The organism is Alphaproteobacteria bacterium (assembly GCA_040905865.1).
GTDB lineage: Bacteria > Pseudomonadota > Alphaproteobacteria > UBA8366.
In genome coordinates, this window is the sequence record JBBDQU010000001.1 from 31898 (window position 1) to 47162 (window position 15265).

Below are 15265 nucleotides of genomic sequence, written 5' to 3' on the forward strand. Positions count from 1 at the left end.
GGCCTGTCTGGTATGAAGTGGCTCCTTCTGGCCCTCGGGTCGATGTTCGTGCAGCAGACCTTTATCGCACTCGGCAAGGTCCTGCCGGCAATCCTGGCGCCGGTGATCCTCGTGGATCTGGATATCGACCCGTCCTGGCTGGGTATCTATATCGGCATGATCGCGGCGACCTCGCTGGTCGTCCAGGTCGGTTGCGGCAGCATTATCGTACGGTACGGCGCCTTGCGGATGAGCCAGGTGACGCTGGTCATGATGGGCCTCGGCCTGTGGCTGGCGTCGCCGGGGATCCTGCCGATACTGGTCCTGTCGGCGATTGTTATCGGCGGTTCGGCGTTTTCGACTCCGGCCAGTTCTCACCTGCTGGGCCGTTACTCGCCGCCGAAACGGGCGCCCCTTGTTTTTTCCATCAAGCAGACAGCCGTTCCGGCCGGACTGCTGATCGCGGGGCTGCTCGGTCCGTTTCTTACCGACAGGTTCGACTGGCGCGATACCCTGCTGATCATCGGCGCCTCCTGCATCGTTTTCGCTGTCATGCTGGAGCCGCTCCGCGGCGAATTCGACAGCGACAAGGACATGACCCGGAAATTCCGCCTGTCGGATTTCAAGGGAACCATATCCCTGGTTCTCGGCAAGCCGGAAATTCGCAGCCTGGCCTTCGGCTGTTTCGCCTTTGTCGGGTTGCAGGCAACCTTCACCGCGTATTTCGTGATCTACCTGACGCATCTCGATTACAGCCTCAAGGAAGCGGGTCAGGTTTTTGCAATTGCGACCTCCGTCGCGGTATTGGGCCGTATTTTCTGGGGCTGGCTCAGCAGCAGTTACGTATCGCCGCGTGTCATGCTGGCGGTACTGGCAATGGCGATGGCGGGAACCGTTGGCCTGACCGGCCTGTTCGACGCAGGCTGGTCCAAACTGATGATCGTGCTGGTCGCCGCGGGCGTGAGCGCAACGGTATTTTCGTGGCACGGGGTACTGCTGGCGGAGGCGGTGCGTCTTGCGCCGGATTCGATGCGCGGCGCCGTGACCGGCGGCGTTCTGTCCTTTGGCCAGTTCGGTGGGCTGACCCTGCCATTGCTGTATTCGACGCTGCTTGGCGTCACCGGCAGTTATCGCCTCGGCTTTATTGTCTGCGCCGTGCCGGCACTGATTGTGGGGCTGATGCTGTTGCGGCCGGCGAAACGCGCCGGACCGGATTAAAGCCGCCTGACGGCCGCCATGGCCTTTTGCCTGAGGATTGCCAGGCTCTCATCATGCGCCAGCAACGCCTTTAGGCCGAAATGGGCAGGTTCGGGCCAGTTGCCGAACTCGGTCCAGGCGAAGGCCTGTGTCTCCCAGTTGATGGCCGGTTCGAATTCCCGGGCCGTCGTGATCAGGAAGTTGTGATACTGAAACCCCGATTCGTGCCGGAAGACATACAGCGGAATCGTCTCCACGGGCGCGTGGAATCCCGCTTCCTCCGATAGCTCGCGCAGTACCGCATCCACGGGCGATTCTCCGTGGTCCAGGGCGCCGCCCCAGGTCCCCCAGGTATTCGGCTGCTGGCAGTGTTCGGACCGGTGCGGGATCAGTATCCGGCCGGTTTCCTCCGCCATGATCAGGCAACCCGCCGCTGCCCGGCCCCAGAATCCTGTCTGGCGCAATGCCGCCATATGGTTTTCGCGATCGTTCACCTGTAATCCAGCTCCTGCCTGGTTCAATATACGGCTGCGGCTCTTACCTCGCCGAAATCCGCGATCCAGAAAGCGTATCCCTCACCACGCCATATCGACAATTCCGCGCCGCTGTCCAGCGACGTTATTTCATGCGGCGGCCCCCAGCACTCAATGTAATAGCCAAGCGTCTTCCGGGTTCCCACGATTTCATCGTCCGCCGGCGTGATTTCCTCGCTGTCCCGCAACCACTGGGCCAGTTCGGCGTGCTGCGCCTCGTTCAGCATGGACATACCGCTTTCCCGATTTCGGTCCGGGAAGGATACCCCGTCGCGTTTCGGCGTGCTAGATCAGATCATGGTTGGCTGGAATCGCCTTTGGCGATCCACAACAATCATGTGAATCTGATCTATCTTATTGAAGATATAGCACCTTCACAGGTTTAAAAGGAACCTGTTGCCGTTCCCTTTAAACCTGATGTGCTATAGTAAGCGGCAGCTATAAAATAATCGGAAAAGTATTGAAGAGCCATGTTCAAGACACTGGATGATATCGATGTTGCCGGCCGTTGCGTGCTCGTTCGCGGCGACCTGAATGTACCCATGCGGGATGGCGCCGTAACCGATGCAACGCGGCTGGACCGGCTTGCGCCGACAATCGAAACACTGATCGAAAAAGGCGCCAGGGTTGTCGTGCTGTCGCATTTCGGCCGTCCGAAAGGCAAGGTCGTTCCCGAAATGACCTTGCGTCCCGTCGCCGCGGCGCTGTCGGAGGCGCTTGGCGGCCGGCCCGTCGCTTTTGCATCGGATTGTATCGGTGCGCCGGCGCTGGCGGCGGTCGATTCGCTGGCGCCGGATGGCGTGCTGTTGCTCGAAAATCTGCGTTTTCACGCCGGCGAAGAATCGAACGATGCGGAGTTCGCCGCCGGTCTGGCGGCGCTCGGCGATGTCTATGTGAACGATGCGTTTTCGGCCGCCCATCGCGCCCATGCATCGATTGACGCCATCGCCCGGCTGCTGCCGGCTGCGGCGGGACGGAACATGGAAGCGGAACTGAAGGCGCTGGCCGCGGCGCTGGAGAACCCGGTCCGCCCGCTCGCGGCCATCGTCGGCGGGGCGAAAGTGTCCAGCAAGCTGGATGTGCTCGGACACCTTGTCGCCAGCGTCGACCGGCTCATCATCGGGGGCGGTATGGCCAATACGTTTCTGTTCGCGCAGGGTATCGCCGTTGGCGCCAGCCTGTGTGAAAAGGACCTGGCCGATACCGCATGCGATATCCTCGCGCGCGCAGCGGCGGCGGGTTGCACCGTCGTGCTGCCGGTTGATGCGGTTGTCGCGGCGGAATTCAAGGCAGGCGCCGAGAGCGCGACGGTGCCCGTAAATGCCGTGCCCGACGACCGGATGATACTCGATTTCGGCCCGCAAAGCATCGCGGCGATCGAAGCGCATCTGGCGGAATGCCGCACGCTGGTCTGGAACGGGCCGCTTGGCGCGTTCGAGGTGTCGCCCTTCGATGCCGCGACCGTCGCGGTGGCGCGGGCGGCGGCGAAACTGACGGCGGCGGGGGTCCTGACAACCGTGGCCGGCGGCGGCGATACGGTCGCCGCCCTGGTCCATGCGGGCGTCGCCGATGACTTCAGTTATGTTTCGACGGCGGGCGGCGCCTTTCTCGAATGGCTCGAAGGCCGGGAGTTGCCCGGCGTCGCGGCGCTCAACGCGGGCTGAACCGCGACCATTCGCGTCAGTGGAGCTGGAAAAATCCCCGGATCCGGCTGAGCATCTGCTCCGCATAGCCGTGGTGGCCCGTATCGCCGGCCCCGCCAGCGGCTGTTGGGCTATTGGCAAGGGCCTGGGTCGCTTCCTGACGGGCGCTCAGCAGTTCCACGAGGGATTCGGCGATAAGCGGCCGGGCTTTCAGGATCGGCTCGATATGAATTTTTTCGATCTTGTAAACGACGACATCGGTCAGGGTGACGACGCTGGCGCTGCGCGGCGCCCCGGTCAGCAGCGACATTTCGCCAAAAAAATCCCCGGGGCCGACCTGCGCCACCTTGTGTTCGACACCGTCGTTTTCAAACATGACCCTGACTTCCAGCAATCCTTCCGCGATGACGTATAGCGACTGTCCTTCCGCGCCCTGTTCGACAATTCGCTGGCCCGCCCGAACCCGGCGCTGCTCCAGTTGCGAGGCAAGCAGCTCCTTTTCGTCATCCTGAAGCGTCACAAACAGGTCGATCTGCTGCAACAATTCGCTGACCGCCAGCGATTCCTGTTCGTCGCGTTCCTCCTTGTCATACAGGTGCACATTACGCTGCGGGAAGGCGAAGGAAATGCCGGCCCAGCGCAGATGTTCCCATACGCGGGTCAGGACTTCGTCCAGATTGTCGGGATGCTGGCCGTAATCGGATACCCACACCTTCATGTCGTACATGACAAAAGAGTCTTCGAAGCTCAGGACCCTGGGCACCGGCGCCGGGTGTTTCTTGACCCGGTCGCATGCCATGGCCGCCGCCTTCAGGATGGATTTTACCCGCGCCGGGGGCACCCGATAGTCGATGCGGACCTGTATGTTGAAGGCATATCCGCGGTCCGGATAGTGAAAGTTCGTGATGCGCGCCGTCGCCATGCCGGAATTCGGCTGGACGATCTCCGTATCCTGGCGGCTGCGCAGATGGGTGGCGCGCCAATTGACCTCGACGACCTCGCCCTCGAATCCGTTATCGAGGCGGATCCAGTCACCCTGACGGTAGGGGTGCTCCATGTTCAGGGCGATGCCGGAGAATACGTCGCTCAGCGTGTTCTGCAACGCAAAGCCAAGGACAATGGCGACGACGCCCGAAGTCGCCAGCAACCCGGTTACCGGCTGCTCGAAAACAAAGGCGACGATGGCGAACAGGGCGCCGATATAATAGATCGCACTGAGGACATCCTTCAGCAGCTTCGGGATATTCTGTTCGCTGAACAGGCCCCGCCACAGCAGGACCTCGGTCATCCGAATCGAAAGATTGGCAAGCGACAGCCACCACAACACACTGGCGAACTGACGGAACAAAATCGCGAAAGCATGCTCGCTTTCGATATTGACCGTTGCCGGCAGGTCGTCGGCAGCGATGGCAAAGGCGCTGACAAACAGGAATAACAGGCCGGCGGAGAGCATTTGGCGCATGGCCCGCCCCCGGGCGAACCGGAACGAAATCAACAATAATACGATGCCAATCGCGACAAGGCCCAACAACGCTATCGGCACTCCTTGCAGCGGCATTATTGCTCCTGGCGCGGTTGATTTGCGGAAATCCGTAGCGGCGAATGCGGGAATGTACAGTAATTGCTGGAAAGCTGCAGCACTAGTCAGATCATGGTTTGCTGGAAATATCTCCGTGCGAACGCCGTGAGGCATCCGGAGCTATGGCGAAACCTGCCAGACCGAAGCCGGTGTCCGGCGCCATTCGTTGAGCACCCGGCGCGCCGCGTTGCCGTCAAGACGTTCGTAAAATGACCGGATTGTCGTAGATTCGGAAGAAATATCGTCATTATCGCCAGAAAGCGACGCCGTCAGCAACCGGTACAGTTCCTCGAAATTCCGCGCCGACACGTTACAGGCCTTGCACGCCACGGCAAAGGGTTCGCCGCCGGGGTCGTAAACGATCATGGGCATAGCCAGCAGGTCGATGTCGGCCAGCCTGGCGAACAGCGCCTCGAACAGTTCAACATCCTGATCGCGCAGGGCCTGGATCAGGACCTCGACCGTAATGCCGCCGCTGTTTTCAATGTCGGAAACCGGTTCCGAACGGCCGGGCGGCGGCGCCGGACGACCGGCGGCCATTGCATCGCGAACCGCAACGTCAATCTCGTCGCCGATCTGGTCGATGCCGCCCGGATATAAATCGTCAATGAATTTCTTCAACGCATCGCCAACCCACCGATGCATTCGCCAGGCGAGGTCGGGATTTATTTCCGGACGCTGCAGCAGCGGCCGGCGCAGGGGTGGCCTGTCACGGGACATTTCGACGAGTCGCGCGATCGTCGGTTCCGATAATTCGGCAGCAGGATTGCGGACCAGCGAATCGATGACCTCCACATTATCCGTCGCGATCAGCGCGTCCGAAACCGCGATGCTGATGTATTCCCGCAGCGTTATGGCGATGTGATGCGATACGGCCCTGTCATGGGTGATGGCGATCAGATCCTCATCCTGCAACTGCGTACTGCCGACAAGGACCGGGTACGCGACATCGATCTGGTCGTTCGCGAGGGTAACGATCAAGTCGCGGGGCACATCGTCCCGGGATGCCAACCGTTGTGCCAGGTCACGCCGCACTTTCATTTCCACGCGGTGAATCAGCCGATACAGGATATCGAAGATCAATCGTATTTCCCGCTCGTTCAGCCCGGAATCATCTTCCAGGCAGAGATCGGCGATCGAGCGGGCGAGTTCGCCGCGTCCCGTAACCGTGCGGTCGAGCGCCATCTGCAGCAGCGCTTCTACATTAAATTTTCGTGCCGCCGGTTCGGATGAGGTCATGACGCACGCGATCTTCCGATACTGGCGACCATCATACAGGAGATTGCGAAATTTAACACGTCAGGGGGAAAGCCTTCGGGGACACCCTGACGGCCCGTCAGCCGATACTGGACGAACCCGTCGAAATCTGCTGGATCGCGGCGGCATAGTTCGGGTTCCGGCGCCACTGCCGGGTGACCGCCTTTGCGTGGTCCGGGTTTACATCCAGATAAAGCGACGTGACCCGGGTCAGGTCGCCGCTCGGCAGGCTTTCTTCCGAACGACCGCCCGACCGAAGCAATCGATAGATTGCGGCAAACACATTTGGCGCCAGATTGATCGACCGGCAGGCAATGGCGAGGTTTTCGCCGCCGGCCTCGAACATGATCCGCCGGATTTCGGGCAGCGGCAATCCGCTCGCCTGGGACAGGATGGACTGAAACATCGGGATCTTTCCCTCGCGCAGTGCCTTGACCATCCGGTGCTGGGCGACTTCGTCCAGTGTCAGAAGCGACGTCAGGGAATCGTCCGCCGGCCGTACGGCATGGCCGCTTTCATGCAGACTGTCCTGTACGGCGCTCTCCATGGCGACGTCAAAATCATCCGGGCACAGTTTGTATCGCGACATGATATCCTGACGCAGCGCCGCCGATACCCACCAGTACATCTTCTGCGCCATTTCCTGGCTCAGTTCGCGCCGCTTCAGCAGGGGTTTGCGGTAGGCTTCCTCCCGTTCCGAGTGATCGACCAGACGCGCCAGGGCTTTGACCGACATCTTGCTGCCATGGTTCTGCAGAAGCGTCGCGATGATCACGGGGTTATTCGTTTCGACGAGCGCGTCGGAAACAGGCTCGCTGACCTCCGGCCGCATCGATATCGCCAGTTGATGCTCCATCGTGCGGTGATGGATGATTTCGATAAGCTCCGAATCCCGCAGGACATCGCTGCGTTGCAGAACCGGCAGCGAAACCTCGATCTGGTCGTTGGCCAGTTCGATAATGAGTTCATGCGGGGCAGTGTCCACCCCGGACAGCTTTTGCGCCAGCTTTTGCCGAACTGTCGTCTCGACATCCCGGACCAGCTTGCTCAGGATATCGTACATTATGGCCTGCTCGGACTTGTTGAGCGTGCCGCTTTCGGTGCCGAAAAGATCGCCTACGGCGGAAGCAAGGTTTTCCCGGCCAGCGCGGGTCCGGTCACGGGCTAACGCGAGGAGGGAATCCAGATTGCCGACCTCGGGCCGCTTCCGCCATGGAACCGTGTCTTCTAGGTGCTGCATGCCATTCAATTTTCTCTGGAGGCGTCACGCCTCCTGTTATGATTAGGTGTAAATCTGGTTAAATATTTGTTACTTCCGCACGGGCTTTCTTTATCTTCGCGACGTCGCGCTGTCTTTGCCAGGTTAAAACCAATAATTTAACGATTCGTTGATAAGTTTATCAGGAAATCATTAAGTTCGGGGAAAATCAATGGCGTGGCTTTATCTTGCCATATTACTGCTGGCGGTGTTTCCGGCGAACGCCGCAGCGCCGGAGGACCGCCCGGGACAGAAATTCCACATACGGGCACAGGACTTGCCTGTACCTTACGCAACGCGAAGCGTATCCAACCGGATGGACGTGATCCGGCGCGACGACACACAGATGCCTGTGGCGCCGGAGGGATATGAGGTGACCATCTTCGCCTCAGGGCTCAGCCATGCCCGCTGGATGACCGTGGCGCCGAGCGGCGAGGTTTTCCTGGCGCAGACCGGAATCGACGAGGTAACGCTGCTGATCGATTCCGACAGGGATGGCCGCGCCGAAGAAGTCACGCCATTCGTGACCGGGCTGGATGGGCCGCACGGACTCGCGTTCCGGGACGGCTATTTGTATATCGCCGATCTGCACGGCATCTGGCGGCTTCCCTATCGCGCCGGCCAGCGCAGCGCCGGACAGGCGCCGGAGCGGATTACCCCACCGGGCGTGTTTGGCGTTCCGGGGGGGCATTGGACGCGCAACATAGCATTCGATGCCGACGGCCGGTTCATTTATGCCGCGATTGGCAGCGTCACGAATATTGGCGAGGAATTGCCGCCGCGCGCGACCATCATGCGATTCAATGCGGATGGTACGGGCGGCAGGGTTTTCGCGAGCGGCCTGCGCAACCCCGTCGGTATTGCCGTACATCCCCGCACCGGCGCGTTATACACCGCGGTTAATGAACGTGACGGGCTGGGCGACGGCCTCGTGCCGGACTACCTGACCAGCGTACGCGACGGCGGGTTCTATGGCTGGCCCTATGCCTATATCGGCGCCAATCCGCAGCCGTTTTTTGCGGAACGCCGGCCCGATCTCGTGCAGGAAAGCATTGTCCCCGATGTCCTGTTCCAGGCGCACTCGGCGCCGCTTGGCCTGGCGTTCGCCGATAGCGACCAGTTTCCCCCGGATTGGCGCGACGATGCGCTGGTCGCGCTGCACGGGTCATGGAATGCGGCAAGGCCGACCGGATACAAGGTGGTCCGGGTGCCGTTTGAAAACGGTAGCCCGACCGGCGGTTATGAGAATTTCGTTACCGGGTTCTGGGTCGATACGAAGGAGGGCTGGCGCGGCAACAGTGCCGCGCAGGTTATCGGCCGCCCGGCTGGACTGGCGCTTGCGCGGGACGGCAGCCTGCTGATTGCCGATGACGCCGCCAATGTCGTCTGGCGGGTCCGCAAGCGGCCCTGAATCAAACGTGTTCCCGTTAACTATTCACATTAGAGCTTTATTAATACCTGGTATGTATCTTCCGGGTATTAGCGATCCTTTGAAGCAAGCCAAGGAGAAACTGGTGGCTATAGGTGAAGTTGCAGGCTCAACCGTGTCTACGGCAATTTCTTCGGCGCAATTAAGCAGTACGCAGCGTGCTGCCCAGCAGGAATTGCAGGTATCCGCCGCGTCCAACACCAAGAGTACCGAGGCGACATCTGCTGCAAGCACATCTGCGACCAGTGCGACAACCTCATCCGGCGACGCGTCACGAGGCACGATTGTGGATGTTTTTGCATAGATGAAAGAGCAGGGTTGATGCGGTGCGTCGACCTTGCACGGTTCTGACAGAATTTCCGTCGTGCGGCGGAATACCGATCATTTTCGATACTTTTACTTGTCTGGATCGCGTGTGCGATCCAGACTATCGGCATGTCAGACGCGAGCAACAAAACGGGATCAGAAAGCATTGAAGGGGCCGGACCCCGCGTGCGGGCGGTGCCTGCCGGCGACAACCGGCAGCGTCTTGTCTGTCCGGATTGCAACTATATCCAGTATGAAAATCCATTGGTCGTCGTTGGCGCGGTCGTGACATGGGAGGATCGGTTTCTCCTGTGCAAACGCGCGATCAATCCGCGCAAGGGGCGCTGGACGATTCCGGCCGGGTTTCTGGAGCTGCATGAAGCGGCCGCCCATGGCGCAATACGCGAAACACGTGAGGAAGCCTGCGCCGAGATTGAAATCGACGCCCTGCTGGCGGTCTACAATGTTCCGCGGATCAGCCAGATACACCTGATCTACCGCGCCAGACTGCTGAAACCGGAATTCGCGGCGGGCGAGGAAAGCGAAGCGGTCGCGCTGTTCGCCTGGGACGACATACCATGGGACGATCTGGCCTTTCCGTCATCGCACTGGGCATTGCGGCATTATGACGAAGTGCGCGGGCAGGATGTCTTCGCGACGCGTACCAACGCACTCGACAACGCCTGGGGCGAAATCTCGAAGGACTGACGACAAACCTGATGTGTTATATCTTATTGAAGGTCAATCATCTTCGTCTTTTTTGTCTTCGGGGACGACCTGATAGCGCATGATCAGCGGCGCCTGGCAGGCCGTGAAGGCAAGGGTCAGGATCAGCGCGCCGAAGATCTTGAAGTTGACCCAGAAATCGGTGCTCTGGGTGCGCCAGACAAACTCGTTGATCAGGGCCATGGCGGCAAAAAAAACACCGAACCGGAAGGTCAGCGTGCGCCAGCCGTGGTCGGTAAGTTGCCATGCGGCGCTCATCAGCGGCTTCAGCAGCGGCTTTCCAACCGCCAGTCCGCCCAGCAGCACGACGGCGAACAGGCCCTGCACGATGGTCGGCTTCATCTTGATAAAGCGCTCATCGTCCAGCAGGACCGTCAGGCCGCCGAATACAAGGACGACGGTGGCGGTTACGACAAGTATGACCGGAACGCGACGTTGCAGTATATAGGAAGCCGCAATCGCAACGACCGTCGCTGCCATCAGCGCGGCGGTCGCGGGGATCAGCCCGAAGGTCAGGTATACGGCGAAGAATATGCCCAACGGACCGTATTCCATTGCCGGCCGGAGCCATGTTTGGGAATGCATTGTCATGGGCTCCATATAACCGCGCCGCGTGGCCGCTGAAAGGGCAAAAATCCGCAATGAGCGTATGATTCGGCAATCCTGCCCGCGTCACCGGTCAGTCGGCGGATATTATAACGATCCGATGAAGAAACAACCAGTTCGGCATGCGGCTTGTATCGGTACGGCATACAGCTTGCTAAGATGCTGTGACAAGATCGAACACCGTAAGGGGCGTGGTTCATGAATCGTATCGACATTGTGGAGCAACTGCTGCGCGAGATGGCGGAGGAAATGCCGGTATTGCTGCGCGCATTGCCGGATGACGGGTTGTGGCGCGCCATGGCGTCCGGATTGCTCGCGGATGAGGAAACCGAGGCGCTGGCGGCAAGAATTGCCGAGGGCAATACCTCCTTTGCCGGAGCGCCGGACTGGCGGGAGGTTTATGGCGAAATGCGGGCGATGGTCAACGAATGGCCGGCCGGGCACCTGTCCGCCGCGGCCGGTTGACCCGACACGGTTCAGCCCCACGGACTTCGGCGATTCAGTCGGCCGATACTGGCCGTTTCAGCAGGAAAATAAAGGGTATCACGGCGGCCGCGACAGCGGAAAAGAGATAGAAGGCGTTGGTATAACCGATCATCGCCGCCTGCCGCTCGACCTCGTCGCCGATCCTGGACAGGCTGGTCAGCCCGTCCAGGCTCCAGGCGCCCGCGATGCCGGGAAACTGAAACACCTCGTTGAACGGCGATACATGTTCCGAGATGACAGCATAGTTGACGCCGGAATAGTGAACGACGGCGCCGACGCATATAGAGATGAATATCGCGCTGCCCAGATTGCGGATCATGTGGAAAACGGCGGTCGCCTCGCCCATCTGACGGGGTTGCAGCGTTGCGAAGGTCAGGACGGTCAGGGGCACCCACAGAAAGCTGTTGCCGAAACCCTGGAATGCACTGGTCCACATTGCGTTCCAGATCGTGACATCCAGATCATATTGCGCCATCAGTAACCCGCTTAATGCCTGGCTGCCGAAGCCGATGGCGAGGCCGATGCGCGGGTCGATCCGGCCCATCGCGACGACGGCAAAATTCCCGATGATGCTGCCAATTCCCCGCGAGGCCAGTACGATACCGACAACCGAATCGGGAACGCCGCGCAGATCCTGCAGCAGCGGCGGAATCAGGATCATCGGCACAAAGGAGAGGGCGCCGAAAGCAAAGGCGAAACACAGCCCCAGTGCGAAATTCCGGTCGAGCAGCAATTGCGGCGGCAGGAACGGCCTGTCGGTGGTCAGCGTGTGGACGATGAAAACGTACAGTCCGAAGGCGGCAATGGCCGTTTCCAGAATTATTTCCAGGGATTCGAACCAGTACAGCCGGTCGCCCCGGTCCATGATGAGCTGGAAGGCGGCGATGGCGATGGACAGCGCCAGGAAGCCGGTCCAGTCCAGCCGCGTGCCGAGACTGCGCCGGCTGTCGGTGATGAAGACATATACAAGGAATACCGCGAGCACGCAGACCGGGGCTGTCATGAAAAAGACCCAGCGCCAGGTGTATTCCTCGGCGACAAATCCGCCGATCGTCGGGCCGATCACCGGGCCGCAAACAACCCCCAGGCCCCAGATCGCGGTCGCCAGGCCATGCTGGTTGCGCGGGAAGGTGTTCAGGATGATTGCCTGGGACAGGGGAACAATTGGCGCGCCGAGAACCCCCTGGCCAATCCGGAACGCGATGAGTGATTCCAGCGTCGTCGCCGTGCCCGATAGCACCGAGGCTACGGAAAACCCGGCTACACAGTAAAGCATGGTCGCCCGGCGGCCGAACCGGTTGGCCAGCCAGCCGGACATGGGCGTCATTATGGCGGTCGCCATCAGGTTGAAGGTGACCGACCAGGCGATCTGGTCTTGTGTGGCGGAAAGCGATCCCTGCAACTGTGGCAATACGACATAGGAATTGGTTGTCGTCATGGCGAACAGCAGCGTCGAGAGCGTGACGGTGCCCAGAATAAGGAAACGGCGCGACTCTGCCGTATCGGCGCTAGGGTCCGCCGCGGCCGTCGTCATGGCGTCGCCGCGATTTCCGGAAGACCGGTCAATGGTCGAGGGCGGCCCATGGATTGGCCCTTTGCCGCCAAATTAGGAAAATATGTCACGCGAGACTATAACCCGGATTGTGGCCCTGTCACGATTGCGCCGGTGTCGGAAATATTAGCCGGTTGGGCTTGTTCTCGCATCCATGACGCATAGGTTACCGGATAGGAACACCGGGACGGGGACTGTCGGGGGAGCATGCCGGACCGAAAATGGACGTGGGTATCTCGATTCCACATGAATTCAGGGCAATACGGCTTGCGTCTCCATTTCCCGCAACGGTAAAGTGTCCCCAAGATACGAACGTCATCTCTCGACCGGTATGTCATGCAGGACGTCGGGGCAGCGGTGCCCGCGTCCGGCAAAATTTTGCGTGATCGGGACGATCTGGCGAGGATACTTCTTTTGAAGGGAAAACACACATGAACGAGATCAAGAAGCCGTATAAATCGATTGGCCACGACCATATTCGTCCGGACGGCGTTCCGAAAGTGACCGGTACCGCCAAGTACAGCAGTGACTACATCCTGCCGGGAACACTCTACGGCAAGATCCTGCGCAGCCCGCACGCGCATGCGCGGATCAAGTCGATCGATACGTCGGCGGCCGAGGCGTTGCCGGGCGTGAAGGCGGTCATGACGGCGAAGGATTTCCCGGAGCAGAAGTTCGACTATATCGGCCCGGAACGTGTTGCGGTCAATTTCTGGCACGTCACCCGGAACATCATGGCGCGCGAAAAGGTGTTGTATGAAGGCCATGCGGTCGCGGCTGTTTCCGCTATCGACGCTTCCACGGCGGCCGCGGCCTGCAAGCTGATCAAGGTCGAATATGAAGTGCTGCCGCACGCCATCGATGTCGATTTCGCGATGCAGGAAGATGCGCCGCTTCTGTTTGAGGACATGATTACGCGCGGAGTTGAACCGGCGCCGACCAAGCCGTCGAATATTTCGAAAAAGCTCGAATTCTCGCTGGGCGATGTCGAAGCCGGATTCAAGGACGCCGACATCATCGTCGAGAAGGATTTCAAGACGGCGGCCGTTCACCAGGGTTATATTGAGCCGCATTCCTGCCTGGCGCGTTACGATGCGGACGGCCAGGGCGAAATCTGGAGTTCAAGCCAGGGCCACTTCGTGGTTCGCGGCCTGACGGCCAAGATTGTCGGCATGAAGCTGGCTGATCTGAAGGTCAATCCGTTGGAAATCGGCGGCGGTTTCGGTGGCAAGACCGTCGTCTATGTGGAACCGGTGGCGATGGCCCTGTCGAAGAAAACAGGGCATCCCGTGCGCATCGTCATGTCGCGTGACGAGGTCTTCAAGGCGACGGGGCCGACCTCCGGTACGTCCATCTCCCTCAAGATGGGGATCAAGAAGGACGGCACGATCACGGCCGGTCAGGGCGTGTTCCGGTATCAGGCCGGCGCCTTCCCGGGTTCGCCGGTGATGAACGGCTGCCTGTGCGCCTTCGCGCCGTACAACATCGCGAACCAGCATGCCATCGGCTACGACGTCGTCTGCAACCGCCCGAAGGCGGCGGCGTATCGTGCGCCGGGGTCGCCGATGGCGGCCTTCGCGGTTGAAAGCGTCATCGATATCCTGGCCAAGAAGATCGGCATGGACCCGCTGGAACTTCGCATGAAGAATGCGGCGCATATCGGCACGCAGAACATCGCCGGGCCGAAACTGGCGCATGAAGGCTATGCGGAAACCGTGCAGGCCTGCATGGACCATCCGGGTTACAAGGCGAAACTCGGGCCGAACCAGGGCCGCGGCGTTGCCTCGGGTTACTGGTTCAACGGAGCGGGCGAATCGGGCGCGACAGTTTACGTCAATACCGATGGCACGGCGACGGTTGCAACCGGTAGCGTGGATGTCGGCGGATCGCGCCAGTCCATGGCGGCGATGGCGGCGGAAACGCTCGGTATCGATTACAGTCAGGTCCGGGCCACGGTGAACGATACGACCTCGGTTCCCTATACCCATGTGACGGGCGGTTCGCGCGTGACCTTCGCAACCGGCCTGGCGGTTATCCAGGCCTGCGAGAAGGTGATCGACGAACTGCGTGCCCGCGCGGCGATGATATGGGATGTCGATGTCGAAGGCGTCATCTGGGAAGACGGCATGGCCAAACCCGCCAGCCACAATGTCGGCGAGTTCGAACCGCTTTCCTACGGTGAAATCGCGTCCAAGGCCGGTGCGACCGGTGGCCCGATCGGCGCCAGCGGCGCGGTGAATGCCGGCGGCCAGGCCCCCGGTTTCGCAACCCAGTTCTGCGATGTCGAAGTCGATCCGGAAACCGGCAAGGTGACGATCCTGCGCTTCGTTGCGGCACAGGATGTCGGCACGGCGATTTCTCCGGCCTATGTCGAGGGCCAGATCCAGGGCGGTGTCGTTCAGGGTATCGGCTGGGCGCTGAACGAAGAGTACATCTATGACGACAAGGGCCGTCTCACGAACGCCGGTTTCCTCGATTACCGTATGCCGGTGGCGTCCGATCTGCCGACGACGATCGAACCGATCCTGGTCGAGGTGCCGAATCCGAACCATCCGTTCGGCGTCAAGGGCGTCGGCGAAGTCTGCATCTGCCCGCCGATGGCCGCAATCGCGAATGCGATTGCGAATGCGGTTGGCCGGCGCATGACCGAACTGCCGATGTCGCCGCCGAAAGTGCTCGACGCGCTCGATAACCGCGCCGAAGCGGAGCTTTAG

General features: G+C 60.5%; 13 protein-coding genes. 6 read left to right on the forward strand and 7 right to left on the reverse strand.

All coding sequences use genetic code 11. From position 1 onward, the window contains the following. Positions 1-12: 12 nt before the first annotated feature. Positions 13-1197, forward strand: coding sequence for an MFS transporter (locus WD767_00155; protein ID MEX2614487.1), 1185 nt, complete (start codon positions 13-15; stop codon positions 1195-1197). Here WD767_00155 and WD767_00160 read toward each other — a convergent pair. Then, complete coding sequence (locus tag WD767_00160) at positions 1194-1670, reverse strand: NUDIX hydrolase (GenBank protein ID MEX2614488.1); 477 nt, start codon at positions 1668-1670, stop codon at positions 1194-1196. The genes WD767_00155 and WD767_00160 overlap by 4 nt on opposite strands. Before the next feature lie 23 nt (positions 1671-1693). After that, positions 1694-1942: a hypothetical protein gene (locus WD767_00165; GenBank protein MEX2614489.1), complete on the reverse strand. Its 249-nt coding sequence runs from the start codon at positions 1940-1942 to the stop codon at positions 1694-1696. Between the two features lie 237 nt (positions 1943-2179). Between WD767_00165 and WD767_00170 the strand changes: the two genes are divergently transcribed. Further along, positions 2180-3373, forward strand: coding sequence for a phosphoglycerate kinase (locus tag WD767_00170; GenBank protein MEX2614490.1), 1194 nt, complete (start codon positions 2180-2182; stop codon positions 3371-3373). A gap of 16 nt (positions 3374-3389) precedes the next feature. Here WD767_00170 and WD767_00175 read toward each other — a convergent pair whose 3' ends face one another. From WD767_00175 to WD767_00185, 3 genes are all read right to left on the reverse strand, one after another. Then, positions 3390-4910 (reverse strand): cyclic nucleotide-binding domain-containing protein, encoded by a 1521-nt coding sequence (locus WD767_00175; GenBank protein MEX2614491.1) that lies wholly within the window; start codon positions 4908-4910, stop codon positions 3390-3392. Between the two features lie 141 nt (positions 4911-5051). Beyond that, on the reverse strand, positions 5052-6170 hold the full coding sequence (locus WD767_00180) for a DUF2336 domain-containing protein (GenBank protein ID MEX2614492.1): 1119 nt from the start codon (positions 6168-6170) through the stop codon (positions 5052-5054). A gap of 97 nt (positions 6171-6267) precedes the next feature. Further along, entirely contained in the window at positions 6268-7428 is a 1161-nt protein-coding gene (locus WD767_00185; protein MEX2614493.1) for a DUF2336 domain-containing protein, read from the reverse strand. Between the two features lie 190 nt (positions 7429-7618). On the opposite strand from WD767_00185, the gene WD767_00190 reads away from it, so the two are divergent. Both WD767_00190 and WD767_00195 read left to right on the forward strand, forming a co-directional pair. Continuing rightward, on the forward strand, positions 7619-8857 hold the full coding sequence (locus tag WD767_00190; GenBank protein MEX2614494.1) for a PQQ-dependent sugar dehydrogenase: 1239 nt from the start codon (positions 7619-7621) through the stop codon (positions 8855-8857). 453 nt (positions 8858-9310) lie between these two features. Continuing rightward, the gene (locus WD767_00195) at positions 9311-9889 is read left to right on the forward strand and encodes an NUDIX hydrolase (protein MEX2614495.1); all 579 of its coding nucleotides are present in this window, start codon (positions 9311-9313) and stop codon (positions 9887-9889) included. A 33-nt stretch (positions 9890-9922) separates the two neighbouring features. Here the strand turns inward: WD767_00195 and WD767_00200 are convergent, their stop codons facing one another. Then, entirely contained in the window at positions 9923-10492 is a 570-nt protein-coding gene (locus WD767_00200; GenBank protein ID MEX2614496.1) for a septation protein A, read from the reverse strand. A gap of 219 nt (positions 10493-10711) precedes the next feature. Between WD767_00200 and WD767_00205 the strand changes: the two genes are divergently transcribed. Next, positions 10712-10978: a hypothetical protein gene (locus WD767_00205; protein MEX2614497.1), complete on the forward strand. Its 267-nt coding sequence runs from the start codon at positions 10712-10714 to the stop codon at positions 10976-10978. A 34-nt stretch (positions 10979-11012) separates the two neighbouring features. On the opposite strand, the gene WD767_00210 is transcribed toward WD767_00205, so the two are convergent. Continuing rightward, positions 11013-12533, reverse strand: a complete 1521-nt coding sequence (locus tag WD767_00210; GenBank protein MEX2614498.1) for a DHA2 family efflux MFS transporter permease subunit — start codon at positions 12531-12533, stop codon at positions 11013-11015. 449 nt (positions 12534-12982) lie between these two features. Between WD767_00210 and WD767_00215 the strand changes: the two genes are divergently transcribed. Continuing rightward, positions 12983-15265, forward strand: coding sequence for a xanthine dehydrogenase family protein molybdopterin-binding subunit (locus WD767_00215; protein ID MEX2614499.1), 2283 nt, complete (start codon positions 12983-12985; stop codon positions 15263-15265).

Excerpts from the sequence above, each read along its gene's own strand:
- WD767_00195 (MEX2614495.1), top strand. The coding sequence starts at position 9,311 with ATGTCAGACGCGAGCAACAAAACGGGATCAGAAAGCATTGAAGGGGCC.
- WD767_00185 (MEX2614493.1), bottom strand. The coding sequence starts at position 7,428 with ATGCAGCACCTAGAAGACACGGTTCCATGGCGGAAGCGGCCCGAGGTC.
- WD767_00215 (MEX2614499.1), top strand. The coding sequence starts at position 12,983 with ATGAACGAGATCAAGAAGCCGTATAAATCGATTGGCCACGACCATATT.
- WD767_00180 (MEX2614492.1), bottom strand. The coding sequence starts at position 6,170 with ATGACCTCATCCGAACCGGCGGCACGAAAATTTAATGTAGAAGCGCTG.
- WD767_00175 (MEX2614491.1), bottom strand. The coding sequence starts at position 4,910 with ATGCCGCTGCAAGGAGTGCCGATAGCGTTGTTGGGCCTTGTCGCGATT.
- WD767_00205 (MEX2614497.1), top strand. The coding sequence starts at position 10,712 with ATGAATCGTATCGACATTGTGGAGCAACTGCTGCGCGAGATGGCGGAG.
- WD767_00165 (MEX2614489.1), bottom strand. The coding sequence starts at position 1,942 with ATGTCCATGCTGAACGAGGCGCAGCACGCCGAACTGGCCCAGTGGTTG.
- WD767_00155 (MEX2614487.1), top strand. The coding sequence starts at position 13 with ATGAAGTGGCTCCTTCTGGCCCTCGGGTCGATGTTCGTGCAGCAGACC.
- WD767_00190 (MEX2614494.1), top strand. The coding sequence starts at position 7,619 with ATGGCGTGGCTTTATCTTGCCATATTACTGCTGGCGGTGTTTCCGGCG.
- WD767_00170 (MEX2614490.1), top strand. The coding sequence starts at position 2,180 with ATGTTCAAGACACTGGATGATATCGATGTTGCCGGCCGTTGCGTGCTC.
- WD767_00200 (MEX2614496.1), bottom strand. The coding sequence starts at position 10,492 with ATGCATTCCCAAACATGGCTCCGGCCGGCAATGGAATACGGTCCGTTG.
- WD767_00210 (MEX2614498.1), bottom strand. The coding sequence starts at position 12,533 with ATGACGACGGCCGCGGCGGACCCTAGCGCCGATACGGCAGAGTCGCGC.